This is a genomic window from Pseudomonas sp. NPDC088885 (genome assembly GCF_044750025.1).
GTDB lineage: Bacteria > Pseudomonadota > Gammaproteobacteria > Pseudomonadales > Pseudomonadaceae > Aquipseudomonas > Aquipseudomonas rustica.
On the sequence record NZ_JBIVJB010000019.1, the window covers coordinates 40,279 to 57,834 of the forward strand.

The window sequence follows — 17,556 nt, forward strand, 5'->3', positions numbered from 1 at the left end:
ATATCCAGTGTGGGAGCGGGCTTGCTCGCGAAGCTCTTAAAATTTAGTAGCGACCGCCAATTCAAAGGTACGCGGCGTCCCGAGGTAATACGCCGGCGACACATGCGCAAATTCGGCATACACCTCATTGGTCAAATTGCGCACCCGCCCGGTCACGGTCGTGTGCGAATCGACCTTGTAGCTGAGGAAGCTGCCGAACAACGTATACGACGGCACCGTCATCGTATTGGCCGTATCAGCAAACACCGACGCCACATACCGCGCATCAACCCCACCTTGCCATTGCGGCGAAAAATCATAAGTCAGCCACAGATTGCCGACCCGATCCGGCACGTTGGTCGGCGTGTTGCCCTTGCGCGACACCACCACGCCGGCAGCGTTTTTCTCGGTGAAATCGTCGTACTGCGCATCGACCCAGGCGAAGTTGCCTTCGGCCAACAGCTTGTCGGTGATCCGCAGCGAACTGGCGATCTCAATGCCTTTCGACGTTTGCTGGCCCACCGGAATGCTGCTAGTCGGATCCAGTGGATCGGTCACGGCAAAGTCTTTGCGCTCAATCGTATACGCCGCGAGCGTCGCCGAACCGCGCCCGTTCAGATAATCGAACTTGCTGCCGATCTCCCATTGCTTGCCCGTCGAGACGTCGAAGTCCTGGGTGCCGTTCGGTTGCTCGGCGGCGGTGCTGTATTGCACGTAAACGTTGGCCGACGGGATGAACTGGTACGTCAGGCCGGCGCGTCCGGTGAGCGGTTCCCAGCTGCGTTTAAGGTGCTTGGGATTAGCGGCTGTCACCACTCGGTGGTTGGTCACGTCGAGGTCGATGTCGTCATAACGCAGACCGGTGAGCAGCGACAGTTTGTCGGTCAACGCCAAGCGGTTTTCCACGAACAAGGCTTTGGTGGTGACCTCGTTGGTCTTGTCGCTGATCAACGCCGGGTTAGTGCCGGGTATGTCGTAGAAATGCCCCGGCCGGTAGTTGTTCGGATCAACCGTGCTTGCGCCTTTGACGTTCAGCGGGTAGTTGGTGGTTTGGTTGACCTTGTATTCGAAACCGCCCGACCACGTCGTCTCAAGTCCCAAGAGCGTGTTGTCGTGGCGCAGTTCGAACTGGTTGCCGTTCTGCTCGCCCTGATGGCGCACTTGATACGCGGTTGAGCGGTTCACCGCCGTGTTGTCGGCGTTGTACTGGTAGGTTTCGAGGTTGCGGTAATCGCGCTGGCTGTCGAGGTGATACAGCGTGTTGCGCAGGGTGGTGCTGTCGTTGATGCGGTAGTCGATGATCGAGCGCACCCAGATGGTTCGTTGCTCGTAGCGACCATCTTCGACGTTGTAGTTGTTGAAGCGGTTGTGTTTGTCGATCTTCAGCTCGCCGGCCTTGGGATTGAGCACTGGGGTTCCCCAATACGGACTGTCCTCGTGCTCGTCCTGGTATTCCAGCGCCAACGTATGTGACAGATCCGGCGTCAGGTCGCTGAGCAACGAGAACGCCACGCTCCAGGCATCGCGTTCCTGGCGGTCGATGTAGCCGTTGCTGGTGTTGTGGCTGACGTCGAGTCGGGCGTAGTGCTGGATGTTGGCGCTCGGCTCGGTCAGGGCATGGTTGAGGCCGAACGCGGTTTCGGTGGTGTCGTAAGTGCCGTAGCTGACCCGGCCTTCGATAGCTTGTTCATCGCGCGTGGCGAGTTTGGTCACGTAGTTCAGCGAACCGCCGACCGAGCCTGCGCCGTTGATCAGCGACGACGGACCGCCGACCAGTTCAACCCGGTCGTAGATCCACGCGTCCACCGGTCGGGCGAGACCGCCGGAGACGTTGATGGCGTTGAACATCTGGGTGATCTGGCTGCTGGTGAAGCCGCGATAAGAGACGAATCCGCCGAAACCCGGCGGCGCGCTGGCATTGACGCCGGGCAGGGTGTTGGCGGCGTCCTGGAAGTTCTGCGCGCCGTGGCGCTCGATGTCGTTGCGGTTGGCGATGGCCACCGAGGCCGGGGTGTCGCGCAGGCTGAGGCCGAGGCGCGAGGCCATGCCGCTGGACTGGTCGAGGCTCAGGCCCGGTTCGACGCCGGACTCGCCATCGATGGTGATGGGCGCCAGATCCACGGTGGATTGCGCCCAGACGTTGACGGACAGGCAGCCGCACAGGCTCGCCAGCAAAGTGAGTTGTTTCATCATTGAATCCTGAATGCTTGTCTAGGCGTCAGCGCACAGGCACACGCCGCGCGTTGGCGCAGTGGGCTGACAGATCAAAAAAAGGCAGAAACACTCAGGCGAGCGGTGGGGCGCGAGGGTTGGCCGAGGGCCAGGTGAAGCGGGCAGGGAGGTCGGCGCTGACGATGGGCGCCAGCGGTGGGCTGTGTTGCTCCGGCAGAACGGCGAGGGTCAGGCTGGAGTTGAACGCCGGGCCCATGCCGCCGCCGACCGAGCACAGCGGACAGCCGAACGCCTTGGACAGGGTCGGCAGTTTTTCTTCGGTGGGGTTGCTGGCGATTGGCGCTTGCGTGGCCGGGTCGACCGTACAGAACTGGCCGCCGATACCGTTCAGCTGCATGCCGACCATTTGTCCGTGACCGATGCTGCAGGCGAACACGTTGAACAGGACGCAGCAATAGAGCATCCAGGCCAGCAGTGAGCGATCGGTACGGGAGAATTTCATGGGGCGGCACTTTACCGTACCGCCGATCGGTCGTGCACTTCAAAAAATGCCAACTAGGATGATTTGTTCAAATCCCTTTCCAAGGATTCTCGACCATGACCTTTGTGTTGGCTCAATGGCTGGTGACGGTTTTTGCGGTGATCGCCCTGGTGCATGTGTACTGGGCGCTGGGCGGGCAATGGGCGGCGGTGGCGGCCGTGCCGCAAGTGCCGGTGCAAGGTTTGGTGGCGACGGTGCGCCCGGCGTTCAAACCTTCCGGCTGGATCACGTTGCTGGTCGCGGCGGCGCTGTTGGTGATTGCGGCGCTGGTGTGTATGCGCGTGGGTTGGGGCTTCGCGCCGGTGCATCACTGGTCGCTGCAATGGGGGATCAGCGCGATTGCGCTGTTGCTGTTCGCCCGGGCGATTGGTGATTCGAACCTGGTGGGGTTTTTCAAAGAGGTCAAAGGCTCACGGTTTTCACGGCTTGATACGTGGGTGTATTCGCCGTTGTGCGTGGTGCTTGGCGCGGGATTGCTGGCTGTTGCCTGGGTTTAAGCCGAATGCGAAAGCCCTTGTAGGAGCAGAGCTTGCTCGCGAAAGCGGTCTGAAATTCAACAATTTGATCGGCTGACAGACTGCTTTCGCGAGCAAGCTTTGCTCCTACGGGATTGTGGTGAGGTTCAAGGTTTGGCCACGCGCCATAGGTACCATGCGGCGACTGTGCGGTGTGGGCTCCAGGCTTGGCCGATGTCGATCATCTGTTTGCGTGTCGGTTGTACGTCGAGGCTTTTCAAGCGCCGATAACCTTCACGCACGCCGAAGTCGTCCGCCGGCAGAATGTCCATGCGTTCAAGGCTGTAGATCAGCAGCATTTCCACCGTCCAGCGACCGACCCCGCGCAGGCTGATCAAGCGTTCGATCAGCGCCTCATCGTCCATCGCCAGGGCCGTCGCGTAATCCGGCACCACACCGTCCAGCGTGGCTTGGGCGATGCCTTGAATGGTCGCGATCTTGCCGCCCGAAAAGCCGCAACTGCGCATTCGATCAAAATCGGTCGCGAGGATTTGCTCGGGGCGCGGAAAGGACTCTCCGCCAAACAACCCCACCAGCCGCCCGACAATTGCATCCCCAGCCTTGGCGTGCAGTTGCTGATAGGCGATCGCGCGCACCAGCGACTCGTACGGATCACGCGCCGGATGCGGTTGATGCAGGCAAGGGCCGACAGCGGCGATGTGTCGCTGCCAGTCTTCATCGAGCGCGGCCAGAAATTCGCTGGCTGCTTGATAGGCGGGCATGCTTTTCAAATATCCCTTCGTGTTGATGAATCAATGGGTCAGAAAGCCAAGGGTTGCGTGAGCTGTACCGCGGCGTTTTCCAGCCTGAGCAGAAATGCCTTGCGCGGCTGTCCTCCACCATAGCCGGTGAGCGAGCCATCCGCGCCGATCACCCGATGACACGGCACCACAATCGATAAACGATTGTGTCCGTTGGCCAGGCCCACCGCGCGACTCGCGCCGGGTTTGCCCAGCGCGGCGGCGATGGTGCCGTAGGTGCTGGTCTGCCCGTAGGGAATTTGCCGCAGCGCCGCCCAGACCTGCCGGGCAAACTCGCTGCCGGGCAAATGCAGCGCCACGGTAAATTCGCTGAGTGTGCCGGCGAAGTACGCCGCCAGTTGCTGTTCGATCTGCTGCAGATGCCCGTTGTGTCCCGGCACGACCGCATAGCCGTAGCGGTTCTGCAATTCCTCGACTTCGCGGGTCAACGCCGGGCGATCAAGAAACTCCAGCAACACCAGTCCACGACGTTCGGCCATGGCGATCATTGGTCCCAGTGGCGTGGTCAGGCGGGTGAACAGCAGCGGTTCACTCTGCGCCGCACGCCCCGGCGTGATGTGGAATGACTTCTGAAACGCATCACGAAAACCGCTGAGCGATTCATAGCCCGAGTCGAACGCGGCGTGATCAATCGACGTGCCTTGCTTGATCCCGCCCAACGCCATGCCCAATCGACGCGTGCGCAGCCAGGCATGGAAGGTCATGCCGAAATGCTGTTTGAACCAGCGCCGCAACTTCAGCGGTTCGATGCCTGCAGCGAGAAGTTGTGCATCGCTCCAGCGCACCTCGGGATCAGCTTCGACTGCTTTGAGCAGCGTCTGCACCCAGTCCGGCGCAATGGCGGCGGCGTCCAGCGGTTTGCAGCGCAGACAGGCGCGATAACCGGCCGACAGGCATTCATCGGCATGGGCGAAAAACTCGACGTTCTCCGGTTTCGGCTTGCGCGCCGTGCAACTGGGGCGGCAGAAAATCCCGGTGGTTTTCACGGCCGTAAAGAACACGCCTTCATAGGCAGTGTCGCGTTCAAGCATGGCGCGAACCATTTCGGCGTGGGGCGGCAGGACAGCGGTTTGTATGTTCATGGCTTGAGAGTAAAACCAGATTGTCGATGGCTCCACCGAAAAATCGACAGTGAATTTCCACATCGCCTGAACTACCGTGTAGGAGCTGCCGAAGGCTCGGGCCGCGTTCTTGATCGTTCCCACGCTCTGCGTGGGAATGCAGCCGCGGACGCTCCGCGTCCAAAGATCAAAAGATCGTCCGAACGCGGCCCGAGCCTTCGGCAGCTCCTACACTGTGTGAGGCGTTGAGTTATGCATCCGTTTTCCATTCATCACATCGATCACATCGTCCTGCGCGTCGAGGATCTGCAACGCAGCATCGATTTCTACGGCCAGGTTTTCGGCGCCGAGATGGTCAAGCGCAACGAGCCGCTGGGCCTGATCCATCTGCGCGCCGGCACCTCAATGATCGACCTCGTCGACCTGCAAGGCGAACTCGGCCGCAAGGGCGGCGGGGCGGCCGGGGTCGAGCGGCGTAACGTCGATCACTTCTGCCTGCGCATCGAACCGTTCGATGAAGTGGCGCTGACCGAACATCTGCAATCCTTCGGCCTGACCGTGGCCAAAGCCGAATCGCGTTTCGGCGCTGAAGGCAAAGGCCTCTCACTGTACTGCTTCGACCCGGATGGCAATCAGGTCGAACTCAAAGGCCCGTCCGAGGCGTAAACCTAAAAGTTGACCGATTAAAACTCATCCTCTGATAGTCCGTAAGTCGAAGTGTTGCCATTCGCGACTTTGTAAAGTGTGAGCGTTACAGCGCTATAGCGTATGCCCTTAGAGCTGGACGTTTCGGTTAGTCGCATAGATTCTGAGCGAGAAAGATTGCCGGAGGTAAGGTCTCGATACCGCACATCATAAGATCCGGGTGTCAGGTTCTTGATGGTGAACTGACTATGCGCAGGAATGAAAATCTGGCGGGCCGGTCTGGCGGTTTTGCCATCCAGCGAAACAAGTTTGAGCTGCACATCAGCGTTGTTTTGACCATTGTCTATTGTGACCTCTGAATGGCCGGCGGTGTGCGTTTGGAGTTCCCCAGGCAGGTAAGCAGCAACGACAGGCCAAGGGCGTCCATTGGGTGTAGCTTTTGGGCGTACGTATAGCGCTTTCTTTGGCGTTCCCTTTTGGATATTCAGTCCAGATACGGGGTGTTGTGAATTTGATTTCCCATCGCTCAAAAGCGGAGCCGATGATTGACTGGCGTAGGGCATTGGCCCGCGCGGAGGAGAGTAACTAGACTCGGGTGAGTTAATTATTGCAAAAGTAATTCCCCCGGCTACTAAGCTAATTAAACCAAAATGTACAAAAAATCGGCGGTGTAGCAGTCCCCAATTGCTCTTAAGTTGGTTGTTCTTGCTATCAATCTTCAACGCAGCCAGGAAATTTTCGAGGTTACCGATCAGGTTGTCTCTTTCAATCTCTGGCGGGCTTTTTCGGGCTTGGGAACCTGGGATTTTTTTGCAGTACTTAATTGCACTTTCTGCAATGGATTGTGCCAGATCCGGGCGCCCGGTCGCGTAGAAGTAATACGCTTGATAACCCAGCATTTTGGCATTTTCCAGTGGCGGATGAGTGCCACCAAACATGTTGCTGATCAAGGCTTGAACCGTATAGATTGGCCCCCAAGGAAAGCCCCACCAACCAAGCAGCCAACTCGTCGCTGAAGCCTTTAGCGATTGTTTCTGTGCGCACTCACTACAAAACACTCCCGCAATGGGTTTGCGCATCGTCACGACCAGAAAGCTTTTGACTGACCGGAATACGACCATCCTTGGTTGTGCCGAAACCTTGCCGCAGCTGGAGCATACGATCGGTTCAGGGACGGCGGGTGTTTCGGCTTCCTTCTCTGCTTCGAATCGGTCGTATTCAGTCCGAGACGTTTTGTCCGAAAGGATGGCGTAGGCTTCATTCAATAACTGAAACTGCCCTGTCGTATCGGTTCCTGGATTTCGATCCGGGTGCAGTTGCATGGCCCGTCGGCGATAAGCTGATTTGATATTCTCAACACCAGCGTTCGTAGTTATCCCTAATACTGCGTAATACCCCTTAGGGTCACCTTTCTCATATTGCATCGAACGATCCTTGTAACTCAGGTAAAGAAGTGCCGAGACGACTGGTCTCTTACTATGGTAGCTAACCGCCACTTATTTGGCCCGGGGAAATGGTTCGAGTGCAGTCACTTATAAGGGGGAATTTGAGACTCACTGCTTATGCGTCGAGCGCTGACCAGAAAGCACGTAAACCTCACGCCCGTTTCGCCAGCAGCAACACCGAAGCCGCCGCCGACAACAGTCCCGCGCAGCACCGATTGAAAATACGCTTGCCGCGCGGTTCGGCGAACCAGCGGCGCATGTGCAGGCCCATGTAGGCGTAGGCGCTGATGGCGATCCACTCCAGCGACAGAAACAGCACGCCCAACACGGCGAACTGTGCTGGCACCGGGCGGCCAGGGTCGACGAACTGCGGCAAAAACGCGGTGAACAACAGGATCGCTTTCGGATTGCCGGCGGCCACCAGAAACTCCTGTCGCGCCAACGCCCAGAATCCCACCGAAGCTCCGGCTATTTCCTCCTCGGTTTCGGTGTTGGCGCGCCACAGTTGCCAGGCCATGTACAACAAATACGCCGCGCCGACGATCTTGATCGCCTGAAACAGCCATTCCGACGTCTGCAACACCACCGACAGACCGGCGCCCGCGAGCGCAATCATCCCGGCAAACGCCAGAATCCGCCCGATGCCCGCCGAGCAGGCGCGCTGAAAGCCGTAACGCGTGGCGTTGCTCACCGACAGCAAATTGTTCGGGCCGGGGGCCATGTTCAGGGCGAAGCAGGCGGGGAGAAACAGCGACAGCGTGGCGAGATCCATGACAGCACTCCAGAAACCAGAAGCGCATTTTTATCACAGCCCCCGTGCGGCCCGACCCGTACAGTCAGGCAGTGCTGTCACGGTACAGCGCCCGGCGGTACTGGCGAAACCGTTCGAACTTTTTGCGAAATCTGAAACTCTGAAAGGTCAGAGGGCGGTGGTTTCGTCTGAAAAAACTAGTCGTCGGGTCAGAAAAATGACCTGTGCCGTGTAAAATCCCTCGATGCATTGCCAACCCCGAATGGCCCCAGGCGGCCTCACCAAGAGCGATCTACATGCAAGCAAAGGCCCGTGAAGTTTATGTGCCACCGGTGCTGCAAGATCTGCGAGCCGGCACTGCCGACCTGCACATCGCACTGGAAAAACGCCTTCCTTTTTTCTCCGACGCCCTCGATATTCAGGCTTTTCAACGGCTGATGCAGGCTTACTACGGCTTCTACCTGCCGCTGGAAAGCGCATTGCTGGACAGCCACTGCATCCCCGCCGATTTTGATCTGACGCCACGTCTCAAAACCGCCACGTTGCGCGGCGACCTGCAAGCGTTGGGCGTCGCTGATGGAGCGATCAGCCGCCTGCCGATCTGTAGCCAATTGCCGCAGATCAATTCTGGCGCTAGCTGCCTCGGCATACTGTACGTGCTCGAAGGCGCAACGCTCGGCGGGCAAATCCTGCGCCGGGAAATTTCTGCGCGGTTAGGCCTGGAAGCCGATAACGGCGCGGCTTTTCTCGATGTCTACGGCGCCGCCACCGGCCGTCGCTGGCGCGATTTCATGGAATACCTGGGCAGTCGACCGATGGATGCGGACGAGCGCAAGGCCGTAGTGGCGGCCGCACACACCACATTCAGTTGTTTCGAGCGCTGGCTCGAAAGCCGGGAGGTACTGGCATGACTCCGCAAGACAAACAAGCCTTTGAAGAACTGCTGGCCAACTGTGCCGACGAACCGATTCGGTTCCCCGGCGCGATCCAGCCGCACGGGTTGCTGCTGACCTTGAGCGAGCCTGCGCTGGAGATCATTCAGGTCAGCGCCAACGTCGAGAGCCTGCTCGGCCGTCCGGCGCTGGCGCTGATCGGTCAACCGCTGCACAGCCTGATTGGCGATGAACACGCCGCGCAAGTACGCCAGACGTTGCAACAGCCGACGCTGTCCGACTCGGCGCCGCTGCTGTTTCGACTCAACGACATGGCGTTCGAAGGCTTGCTGCACCGTCATCAAGGCGTGTTGATTCTCGAACTGGAAATCCACGTCGAAAACTTCCAGCCGCGTAACGTGGCGGGCAGCGAAACCCATTTGGGCCGCATGCTCCAACGGCTGCAAGGCGCGACGACGTTGCAGGCGCTGTACGACATCAGCGTCAAAGAAATCCAGGCCATGACCGGTTACGACCGGGTGCTGATTTATCGTTTCGAAGAAGAGGGCCACGGCCAAGTCATTGCCGAAGCGTCCGATCCGTCGATGGAAGTGTTCAACGGTCTGTTCTTCCCGGCGTCCGACATTCCCGAGCAGGCCCGCGAGCTGTATCGCACCAACTGGCTGCGGATCATCCCGGATGCCGCGTACGAGCCGGTGCCGCTGGTGCCGAAGCTGCGTCCGGACACGCAAACGCCGCTGGACTTGAGTTTCGCCACGCTGCGCAGCGTGTCGCCGATTCACTGCCAGTACATGAAGAACATGGGCGTGTTGTCGTCGATGAGTATTTCCCTGCTCAAGGGCGACAAACTCTGGGGCCTGATCAGCTGCGGCAACCGCGAACCGCTGCATGTGCCGCACGAATTGCGTGCCGCGTGCCAGACCATCGGCCAGGTGTTGTCGCTGCAAATCAGTGCGATGGAGGCGCTGGAAGTCAGCCGTCAGCGCGAAGCAAAAGTCGACGCACTGGCGATGCTCAATCAAGCGATGATCGACTCGCCGCAGAATGTATTCGACGGTCTGGCTAACCAGCCCGAAGTGCTGATGGCACTGACCGGCGCCGGCGGCATTGCGATCATCGAAGACAAGCAATTGCACCGTTACGGCAACTGCCCGGAGCCGGACGAAATCCGCGCCCTGCACAAGTGGTTGCAGGACGGCGGCGAGGCGGTTTTCTCCAGTCATCACCTCGCCAGCGTTTACCCGCCGGCCGCACACTATCAGCAAGTCGCCAGCGGCGTGCTCGCCATGAGCCTGCCAAAACCGGTCGACAACGGCGTGCTGTGGTTCCGCCCCGAAGTGAAGGAAAACATCAATTGGAGTGGCGATCCGCGCAAACCGCTGGATCTGGAAAACTCCGACGCCGGCCTGCGATTGCGCCCGCGTACGTCGTTTGAAATCTGGAAAGTCGAGATGGCCGGGATCTCCACCAAATGGAGCCACGGCGATCTGTTTGCGGCCAACGATCTGCGGCGTTCGGCGCTGGAAAATGATCTGGCGCGGCAAGTGCGCCGCGAGCAGGAAGCGGTGCGTGCCCGTGATGAGCTGGTGGCGGTGGTTTCCCACGATCTGCGCAACCCGATGACGGTGATTTCGATGCTCTGCGGCATGATGCAGAAGGCCTTCAGCTCTGACGGCCCGCATACGTCGCGACGGATCTCCACGGCCATCGACACCATGCAACAAGCGGCCGGGCGCATGAACACGCTGCTGGAAGACTTGCTCGATACCTCGAAAATCGACGCCGGGCGCTACACCATCACCCCGCAGAAACTCGACGTCGGGCAGATGTTCGAGGAAGCGCAATCGCTGCTCGCACCGTTGGCAATCGACAAGGACATCAGCATTTCCTTTGAGGCCGACGCGGATCTGAGCATTCATGGCGATCCTGAGCGGCTGTTTCAGGTGCTGTCGAATCTGATCGGTAACGCGATCAAATTCACTCCGCGTCTGGGCACGGTCGGCGTGCGTGCGAAGTCGGTGGGCGATGAAATTGTCTTCACCGTGCGCGACAGCGGCGAGGGTATTCCCAAGGAAAACCTGCCGCACGTGTTCGATCGTTACTGGACGGTGAAGGACGGTAACCCGACTGGCACGGGATTGGGTTTGTACATCACCCAAGGCATCGTCGAGGCCCATGGCGGGCGGATCGTCGCCGAGAGCGAACCGGGGCAGGGCAGCGAATTCCGCTTCACCGTACCGCGTCTGGACTGATCGGTTTAAGAATCTCTGTCTAACCACAATCCCCTGTGGGAGTGGGCTTGCTCACGAAGGCGTCGGCACATTCAACATGGATGTCGCCTGATCTGGCGCTTTCGCGAGCAAGCCCGCTCCCACAGGGGATTTGTGTGAGTAGGGGCATTTTCTTCAATACTGGGGATCGGGCGCTGGTTAGGGTGGGCGCCTTGTTCCTCGTTTTGAAGCAGGTGTGCGATGAGTCTGATTGTTTCGATGGCGGCGTTTGCGCTGGCGGCGTCCATCACGCCGGGGCCGGTGAATATCGTGGCGTTGAGTTCGGGGGCGCAGTTCGGCTTTCGCGCCAGTCAGCGGCATGTCGCCGGGGCCACGTTGGGGTTTGTGTTGCTGCTGGTGCTGATGGGATTGGGGCTGCATGAAGTGCTGCAGCTGTGGCCGTTCATGACCCGCGTGGTGCAACTGGCCGGTGTGGCGTTTTTGCTGTTCATGGCGTGGAAATTGGCCACGGATGACGGTCAGTTAAATGCCAAGGATTCAGCGCGGGCGCCGTCGATGCTGTACGGCGCGGTGATGCAATGGCTCAACCCCAAGGCGTGGCTGGCCTGTGTGGCGGGGATGGGCGCGTTTGTCGCCGATGGTGAGGCGCGGTTGGTCTGGCAGTTTGCGGCGGTGTATCTGGTGATTTGCTATGTGTCGGTGGGTTGCTGGGTGTATGCCGGGACGTTCTTGCGCGGGTATCTGAGCAATGCGGCGGGGATGCGTTGGTTTAACCGCAGCATGGCGCTCTTGCTGGCAGTCAGCGCAATTTACCTGCTGATCACCTGACCCCTTGTAGGAGTGAGCCTGCTCGCGATAGCGGTCTTTCAGTAAAAAAATGTGTGGCTGACACACCTCTATCGCGAGCAGGCTCACTCCTACATTGGATCGCTGTCAGCCGCGATATTGGCCGGGGGTTGCGGCCAGGTGTTGTTTGAACGCGCGCTGAAAATGCGCCTGATCAGCAAACCCAGCCTCCAGCGCCACATCGGCAATCAACTGCCCGCCACGCAAACGCTCGCGGGCGAACTGGATGCGCTGATTGACCAAAAACGCATGCGGTGTCATGCCGTAATGCTGCTTGAAAGCGCGGATCAAATACGACGGTGACAACTGCGCCGCCGCGCAAATATCCTCAAGGCTGAGCAGTTCCGTGCAGTGCTCACGAATAAAATCCGCCGCCCGTTCCAGTTTGAAATTCGGCTCGCGCAACGCTTGCCCGGCCGGGTTCAGGCGCCATTGCAGATCGCTGAAAAACTCCACCGCCGTGCTCTGTTTACGCAGCACATCCTGCTGATCGTCGACCAACACTTCGTACAGCGCCATCAAGCCGCGAAACAGCGCTGCATCCTGCAAGTGCGTGGCGGAAAACCGGCGAAATTCCAGATCCTCACCAAACCCCAACTGATGCTGCAAATCCGTCAGCCACGGCGTCTCGACGTACAGCATCACGTACGACCACGGCTGATCATCAATCGGATTGCAGGCGTGCACATCGCCCGGGTTCATCAGCACCACCGTGCCCGCCGCGACCTCGAACTGCGCCTGTTCATGCACATAAGTACTGCGCCCGGCAGTGATCGCGCCGATGGAAAAGTGCGCGTGGGAATGCCGGGCGTAACAGACTTCGCGACCATCGGCGATGGCCCGTGCTTCGATGAAGGGCAGGGCGTCGTCGCGCCAGAAGCGCGGGGCTTTTTCAGGGTTTTTGGCGGCAGCGTGTTTCATTAGGGTTATTCCCGGCAGGCCAGTGCCCGAGTGTATTAGCTCTGGCCGGCAAAGGCCCGTTCCAGTTCGGCAATGTCGAGTTTTTTCATTTTGAACATCGCCTGCATGGCCCGCTGCGACTTGCTGGTGTCGGCGTCCAGCATCATCTGCATGAACGCCACCGGGACGATTTGCCACGACACGCCGAACTTGTCCTTGAGCCAGCCACATTGCTGCGCTTCGACCGGGCCGCCCGCAGACAGTTGGCCCCAGAAATGGTCGACTTCTTCCTGATTCTGACAATTGACCTGAAACGAAATCGCTTCACTGAACGTGAACATCGGCCCGCCATTCAGCCCGGTAAACGTATGGCCATCGAGCTCAAAACTGACGGTCATCACCGCGCCTTCCGGTTTGCCGTGAAATTCCTGTCCGACCTTGCTGTAGTGGGTCAGGCCGGTGATTTTCGCGTGATCGAAGATCGAGCAATAGAACTTCGCCGCCGCTTCGGCCTGATCGTCGAACCACAGGCACGGCGTGATTTTTTGAAAGCGTTGCATGGCAGTCATCCTCGGCAGGTTAGACACGCTGGACTTTCAGCGTAGACAGTCCTTGGTCGAATGGCCGTGCCGTAGATCGACAAGTCGCGGCGTCAAAAATCCCAGCGCGCTGCCAGTTGCAGGCTGCGCGGTTCGCCGTAGAAGCCGGTGCCGAAGTTGCCGAGGCCGGTGTAGTAGGTTTTGTCAAAGAGGTTTTTCACATTGAGCGTGGTGCTCAAATGTTCGTTGAAGCGGTAGCGCGCCATCGCGTCGACCAGGTAATAACTGTCCTGAGTGATGCGCACGTTCTGATCGGCGCCGGGCTGGAACACGTTGCCGAAGAATTCGCTCTGCCAACTGATGCCGCCGCCCAGGGTCAGGTTTTGCCAGACACCGGGCAGGTGATAGCTGCTGAACAGGCGGACTAACTGCTCCGGCGCGGTGGTTTGCAGGATCGAGGCATAGACCGGATCGCCGTTGGCATCGCGGGTGTGGTTGTAGGCGTAACCGGCGGAGAGGTTCCAGCCGTCGGCGACTTCGCCAGCCAGTTCCAACTCGAAACCTTTGGTGGTCGCGCCTTGCACCGCGCGATAAACAGCCTGCGTGTCGAAGCCGCTGACCTGCTCGGCGACGTTGTCCTGCTCGATGCGAAACACGGCAAAACTGGCGTTGACCCGACCGTCGAAATATTCGGCTTTTATCCCCGCTTCATAGCTGTCGCCTTGCACCGGGTCGAGCACTTGGCGCGCGGCGTCCTTGCTCAGTTGCGGCTGATAAATGCGCGTGTAACTGGTGTACAGCGAGTAGGTAGCGTTGAGGTCGTAGACCGCGCCGGCGTAAGGCGTGACTACCCCGGTCTGGCGGTAGCCATCACGCACATCGACCGTGGCCGGGTCGCTGTAGTCGAGGTGATCGCTGGCGGTGAAATCACTGACGCGTCCGCCGAGGATCAGCGCCAGGTCGTCGCTGGCCTTGAAGCGGCTCGAGACGTACGCGCCGGTCTGGCGCTGGCTGATGTCGTCCGTGCCGATCTGCGGGATATCGGGTTTGGCGAACTCGCCGTGCCAGTCAAAGATACTGCCGTCCAGCGGCGGATAAACCGAGCCGTACACCGGGTTGTTCTGGCGCGTGTTCATCGACATGAAACCGACGATCATCTGATGCTCGCGACCGAACAACGAGAACGGCCCACCGAGATTGAGATCGACATTGTCCTGCACCTCGTCGCCCTTGAATTTGCCCATGTAGAGGAACATGCCATCGCCGGTCACCGGATCTGGATTACCGCCGCTGGCCGAGCCGAGCAAGGTGTCGTGCTCGCGGTGTTTTCGGTCGTAGCTGAGCTTCAGCGTCCAGTCGTTTTGCAGTTGTCGGGCGACGGCAGCGAACAAGGTTTGGTTGCTGAAATCGCGACGGCTCCAGTCAGTGGCCGGGTTGAACGAGCGAGAGAAATTCGTCCGCGAACCATCGCTGTAGAACATCGGAAAACCCGTCCAGCTCGCGCCGCGTGAGCGAGTGTTTTGCTGGTCGAAACCGAAGGTCAGCAGAGTGTCCGGACTGAGATCGGCTTCGACGATGGCGTAGGCGATGTCCTTGGTGTTCTGGTAGTGATCGGCGTGGGCGCTGCGCTCCTGATGAACGCCGACAAAGCGTGCACGCAGGTTGCTGTTCAGAACGCCGGAGATATCGGCTTCGCTGCGGTAGTTGTCCCACGACCCGACGCTGCCACTGAGCGAGGCTTTGAAGGTCGGAGTAGGGCGTTTGCGGATCAGGTTCACCGTGGCCGAAGGGTCGCCGGAACCGGTCATCAATCCCGTCGCACCCTTGATGATTTCGACGCGGTCGAAGGTCGCCATGTCGGTGCTGGTGGTGCCGTAATCGTAGACGCCGTCGTAGTCGGTATTGACGCCGTCGTACTGGAAATTGGTGATCGGCGCGCCACGGCTGGAGAACTCCCAGCGCTCGCTGTCGTAGTTCTGCACGCTGATTCCCGGTGCACGGCGCAGCACATCGGCGATGCCGTTGGCGCCTTGGTCATCGATTTGCTGGCGGGTGATCACGGTCACCGACTGCGGGGTTTCGCGCAGCGACAGCGCCAGGCCGGTGGCGGATGCGCTGACGCCGGTGGTGTAGGCGTGGGTGTCCTCGGTGATCGCGCCGAGGGTTTTGCCGTTGATGGTGGTGGCGTCCAGTTGTAGCGGACTTGCAATGGCTGCGCTGCGCAAAACATAACCGCCGTCCGTTTGCGGCTGGGCTTGCAGGCCGCTGCCCTTGAGCAGGATTTGCAGCGCCTGTTGTGGCGTGAAATCGCCGCTGAGGCCGGGGCTGCGCTTGTCTGCTGCAAGGTCATTGTGCCCGGCAATAAACACGCCGCTTTGTTCGGCGAAGCGGTTGAGCACTGTGACCAACGAACCCGGCGCAACCGAAAAATGCTGTATCTGCCCCTCCGCCAATGCGCACACCGCTGGCATGGCAGACGCCAAGGCCAGAGCGAAACGGGTGCGGGCGAGGGTAGAGCGCAACATGGAGTTTCCGGGGCGATCAACGAAATGAGGGGGCTAGTGGTTAACCGAATGAACCCGCCAAAAGGGAACCGCGATATGAAAAAAACCTCAGGCTTTCGGCCCGACGCTGACCCACCAATCGAAGGTTTTGTTGATGCGGATCGGCAGCGCCGCCTCCAACAGACGCAGGGCTTGATCGGTGTCCTTGAGCGGGAATGAACCCATCACCGGTAACGCGGCCACGACCGGATCGCAATGCAGATGCCCCGCTCGATAACGGCTGAGTTCTTCGATCAACTTGCCCAGCGGCAGGTTATCGGCCAGCAACACACCCCGGCGCCAGGCCTCGCGGGAGGGATCGGCAGCGCTGGCGATGTTCATTCGTCCCGTGCTGAAGTTGATTTGCTGGCCAGCCTGAATCACGGCGGTTTCGCCCTGACGGTTAGTGGCTGCGACCGCGCCTTCGTAGACATTCAATACGGTGTTGTGCTCGTTCTGCCGCACGCTGAAACGCGTGCCCAGCGCACGCATGCGGCCATGTTCGGTCTCGACCCAAAAGGCTCGGTCGAGGTCTTTGGCTGTGTCGATCAGCACTTCGCCGGCGCGCAGTTGCAGCAGGCGCTGGTGCGCATCGAAACGCACATTCAAGGCACTCAAGGCGTTGAGCCAGATGCGGCTGCCGTCGCTTAACGTCGCTTCGCGGGTTTCCCCAGTGCCGGTGGAGAGGTCGGCGGTCAAGCGGTCAACCGAATTCATCAACGGCGTGTTGCGTCCGATTGCCCATCCGGCCATGCCGGTCGCGGCCAAAATCAGCAAACCTTTGAGCGACTGACGACGGCTGATCGACGTGCGCGCGCTGCTGCGCAAGGTGTGGCTGACGGCTTCGGTTTCCTGCTGCAACGGCGCAAAACGCTGGCCGACCCGTTCGATATAACGCCAGGCGGCCTGATGCTCGGGGCTTTGTGCGAGCCAGGCCTGCCAGCGTAGATGTTCTTGCTCGGCGACCGGCTCGTCATGTAATTGCACGTACCAGTGCGCCGCTTGTTCGAGGCTGGCGTGGCTGAGTGTTTGCGTGGCGTTATTCAATCAGCAGACCATCGAGTTCGGCTTCAAGAATGGCGCAATGCATCATCGCCTGCGCCAGGTATTTCTTGATCATCCGTTCGCTGACGCCGATTTGTTCGGCGATCAGTTTGTAGGGCATGCCGTGCAATTGCGCGAGGATGAACGCGTCGCTGACCCGCTGCGGCAGGCGCTGGAGCATGGCGTCCACTTCCAGCAGGGTCTCGACGATGATCGCCTGTTGCTCGGGCGAGGGCTGCAGGACCGGCGGGCGATTGGCGAGGGTTTCCAGCCAGGTCTGTTCCAGTTGCCGACGGCGCCAGTGATCGACGCACAAGCCGCGGGCAATGGTCGCCAGATAAGAGCGTTCGTGGACTTCGCCGTTGAAGGTTTGCGGACGCTTGAGCACGCGGATGAAAGTGTCATGCGCAAGGTCGGCGGCATCCATTGCGTTGCTCAGACGCCGGCGCAATAGCTCGTGCAGCCAGCGGTGATGGCTGAGGTAGAGATTCTGCACGAGTGAGGTGTCGGCGACCGTCATCAGAGCAAGCGTCCAGAGCGACCGTTGCGGGTCTAAATAGGAATGGGTCGCGATTAAAGCAAAAGGACGCAGGTCGCGCAAATGATATTGGTTTGCTTTTAGGCGATGGCGTTGATGGTTTGAGCTGAATGTAGTCTTAATGACAAATATCCGAGTCAAAAAGACCTTTA

Annotated in this window: 16 protein-coding genes; 5 read left to right on the forward strand and 11 right to left on the reverse strand. The window is 59.6% G+C overall.

Annotated features, from left to right (window positions below; translation table 11 throughout):
- Nucleotides 1-36: 36 nt before the first annotated feature.
- Nucleotides 37-2,169 carry a TonB-dependent receptor gene (locus ACIP1X_RS11340; protein ID WP_400752013.1) on the reverse strand — a complete coding sequence of 711 codons (2,133 nt, stop codon included), beginning with the start codon at nucleotides 2,167-2,169 and terminating at the stop codon, nucleotides 37-39.
- A gap of 94 nt (nucleotides 2,170-2,263) precedes the next feature.
- Nucleotides 2,264-2,653, reverse strand: a complete 390-nt coding sequence (locus ACIP1X_RS11345) for a DUF2946 domain-containing protein (protein ID WP_212545913.1) — start codon at nucleotides 2,651-2,653, stop codon at nucleotides 2,264-2,266.
- 95 nt (nucleotides 2,654-2,748) lie between these two features.
- Between ACIP1X_RS11345 and ACIP1X_RS11350 the strand changes: the two genes are divergently transcribed.
- The gene (locus tag ACIP1X_RS11350; protein WP_053120960.1) at nucleotides 2,749-3,189 is read left to right on the forward strand and encodes a DUF3995 domain-containing protein; all 441 of its coding nucleotides are present in this window, start codon (nucleotides 2,749-2,751) and stop codon (nucleotides 3,187-3,189) included.
- Nucleotides 3,190-3,314: 125 nt separating this feature from the next.
- Here ACIP1X_RS11350 and ACIP1X_RS11355 read toward each other — a convergent pair whose 3' ends face one another.
- Complete coding sequence (locus tag ACIP1X_RS11355; protein WP_400752016.1) at nucleotides 3,315-3,929, reverse strand: DNA-3-methyladenine glycosylase family protein; 615 nt, start codon at nucleotides 3,927-3,929, stop codon at nucleotides 3,315-3,317.
- Between the two features lie 38 nt (nucleotides 3,930-3,967).
- A complete protein-coding gene (locus ACIP1X_RS11360; protein WP_400752018.1) occupies nucleotides 3,968-5,050 on the reverse strand; it encodes a bifunctional transcriptional activator/DNA repair enzyme AdaA in 1,083 nt (360 codons plus the stop codon).
- 231 nt (nucleotides 5,051-5,281) lie between these two features.
- On the opposite strand from ACIP1X_RS11360, the gene ACIP1X_RS11365 reads away from it, so the two are divergent.
- Nucleotides 5,282-5,695: a VOC family protein gene (locus tag ACIP1X_RS11365; protein WP_400752021.1), complete on the forward strand. Its 414-nt coding sequence runs from the start codon at nucleotides 5,282-5,284 to the stop codon at nucleotides 5,693-5,695.
- A 17-nt stretch (nucleotides 5,696-5,712) separates the two neighbouring features.
- On the opposite strand, the gene ACIP1X_RS11370 is transcribed toward ACIP1X_RS11365, so the two are convergent.
- Together ACIP1X_RS11370 and ACIP1X_RS11375 are read right to left on the reverse strand one after the other, a co-directional pair.
- A complete protein-coding gene (locus ACIP1X_RS11370; RefSeq protein ID WP_400752024.1) occupies nucleotides 5,713-7,098 on the reverse strand; it encodes a J domain-containing protein in 1,386 nt (461 codons plus the stop codon).
- A gap of 172 nt (nucleotides 7,099-7,270) precedes the next feature.
- Complete coding sequence (locus ACIP1X_RS11375) at nucleotides 7,271-7,891, reverse strand: LysE family translocator (RefSeq protein ID WP_159815658.1); 621 nt, start codon at nucleotides 7,889-7,891, stop codon at nucleotides 7,271-7,273.
- Nucleotides 7,892-8,166: 275 nt separating this feature from the next.
- Between ACIP1X_RS11375 and ACIP1X_RS11380 the strand changes: the two genes are divergently transcribed.
- The 3 genes from ACIP1X_RS11380 to ACIP1X_RS11390 all read left to right on the forward strand — a co-directional run bounded on the left by ACIP1X_RS11380 (nucleotide 8,167) and on the right by ACIP1X_RS11390 (nucleotide 11,822).
- Nucleotides 8,167-8,781: a biliverdin-producing heme oxygenase gene (locus ACIP1X_RS11380; RefSeq protein WP_400752027.1), complete on the forward strand. Its 615-nt coding sequence runs from the start codon at nucleotides 8,167-8,169 to the stop codon at nucleotides 8,779-8,781.
- Nucleotides 8,778-11,015, forward strand: coding sequence for an ATP-binding protein (locus tag ACIP1X_RS11385; RefSeq protein ID WP_400752030.1), 2,238 nt, complete (start codon nucleotides 8,778-8,780; stop codon nucleotides 11,013-11,015). The genes ACIP1X_RS11380 and ACIP1X_RS11385 overlap by 4 nt, the downstream gene beginning before the upstream one ends.
- A gap of 219 nt (nucleotides 11,016-11,234) precedes the next feature.
- Complete coding sequence (locus tag ACIP1X_RS11390) at nucleotides 11,235-11,822, forward strand: LysE family translocator (protein WP_212545907.1); 588 nt, start codon at nucleotides 11,235-11,237, stop codon at nucleotides 11,820-11,822.
- Between the two features lie 105 nt (nucleotides 11,823-11,927).
- On the opposite strand, the gene ACIP1X_RS11395 is transcribed toward ACIP1X_RS11390, so the two are convergent.
- The 5 genes from ACIP1X_RS11395 to ACIP1X_RS11415 form a co-directional block, all read right to left on the reverse strand.
- Nucleotides 11,928-12,761 carry an AraC family transcriptional regulator gene (locus ACIP1X_RS11395; protein ID WP_212545906.1) on the reverse strand — a complete coding sequence of 278 codons (834 nt, stop codon included), beginning with the start codon at nucleotides 12,759-12,761 and terminating at the stop codon, nucleotides 11,928-11,930.
- A gap of 35 nt (nucleotides 12,762-12,796) precedes the next feature.
- A complete protein-coding gene (locus ACIP1X_RS11400; protein WP_053119343.1) occupies nucleotides 12,797-13,300 on the reverse strand; it encodes a VOC family protein in 504 nt (167 codons plus the stop codon).
- Between the two features lie 92 nt (nucleotides 13,301-13,392).
- A complete protein-coding gene (locus tag ACIP1X_RS11405; RefSeq protein WP_400752077.1) occupies nucleotides 13,393-15,750 on the reverse strand; it encodes a TonB-dependent siderophore receptor in 2,358 nt (785 codons plus the stop codon).
- 141 nt (nucleotides 15,751-15,891) lie between these two features.
- A complete protein-coding gene (locus ACIP1X_RS11410; RefSeq protein ID WP_400752034.1) occupies nucleotides 15,892-16,869 on the reverse strand; it encodes a FecR domain-containing protein in 978 nt (325 codons plus the stop codon).
- On the reverse strand, nucleotides 16,862-17,386 hold the full coding sequence (locus ACIP1X_RS11415) for a sigma-70 family RNA polymerase sigma factor (protein WP_400752037.1): 525 nt from the start codon (nucleotides 17,384-17,386) through the stop codon (nucleotides 16,862-16,864). Before ACIP1X_RS11415 ends, ACIP1X_RS11410 begins: the two co-directional genes overlap by 8 nt.
- Nucleotides 17,387-17,556: the final 170 nt, after the last annotated feature.

Bases quoted from the DNA above. Each gene is read 5' to 3' on its own strand.
- ACIP1X_RS11340 (WP_400752013.1), bottom strand. From the start codon at position 2,169: ATGAAACAACTCACTTTGCTGGCGAGCCTGTGCGGCTGCCTGTCCGTC.
- ACIP1X_RS11345 (WP_212545913.1), bottom strand. From the start codon at position 2,653: ATGAAATTCTCCCGTACCGATCGCTCACTGCTGGCCTGGATGCTCTAT.
- ACIP1X_RS11350 (WP_053120960.1), top strand. From the start codon at position 2,749: ATGACCTTTGTGTTGGCTCAATGGCTGGTGACGGTTTTTGCGGTGATC.
- ACIP1X_RS11355 (WP_400752016.1), bottom strand. From the start codon at position 3,929: ATGCCCGCCTATCAAGCAGCCAGCGAATTTCTGGCCGCGCTCGATGAA.
- ACIP1X_RS11360 (WP_400752018.1), bottom strand. From the start codon at position 5,050: ATGAACATACAAACCGCTGTCCTGCCGCCCCACGCCGAAATGGTTCGC.
- ACIP1X_RS11365 (WP_400752021.1), top strand. From the start codon at position 5,282: ATGCATCCGTTTTCCATTCATCACATCGATCACATCGTCCTGCGCGTC.
- ACIP1X_RS11370 (WP_400752024.1), bottom strand. From the start codon at position 7,098: ATGCAATATGAGAAAGGTGACCCTAAGGGGTATTACGCAGTATTAGGG.
- ACIP1X_RS11375 (WP_159815658.1), bottom strand. From the start codon at position 7,891: ATGGATCTCGCCACGCTGTCGCTGTTTCTCCCCGCCTGCTTCGCCCTG.
- ACIP1X_RS11380 (WP_400752027.1), top strand. From the start codon at position 8,167: ATGCAAGCAAAGGCCCGTGAAGTTTATGTGCCACCGGTGCTGCAAGAT.
- ACIP1X_RS11385 (WP_400752030.1), top strand. From the start codon at position 8,778: ATGACTCCGCAAGACAAACAAGCCTTTGAAGAACTGCTGGCCAACTGT.
- ACIP1X_RS11390 (WP_212545907.1), top strand. From the start codon at position 11,235: ATGAGTCTGATTGTTTCGATGGCGGCGTTTGCGCTGGCGGCGTCCATC.
- ACIP1X_RS11395 (WP_212545906.1), bottom strand. From the start codon at position 12,761: ATGAAACACGCTGCCGCCAAAAACCCTGAAAAAGCCCCGCGCTTCTGG.
- ACIP1X_RS11400 (WP_053119343.1), bottom strand. From the start codon at position 13,300: ATGCAACGCTTTCAAAAAATCACGCCGTGCCTGTGGTTCGACGATCAG.
- ACIP1X_RS11405 (WP_400752077.1), bottom strand. From the start codon at position 15,750: ATGCCAGCGGTGTGCGCATTGGCGGAGGGGCAGATACAGCATTTTTCG.
- ACIP1X_RS11415 (WP_400752037.1), bottom strand. From the start codon at position 17,386: ATGACGGTCGCCGACACCTCACTCGTGCAGAATCTCTACCTCAGCCAT.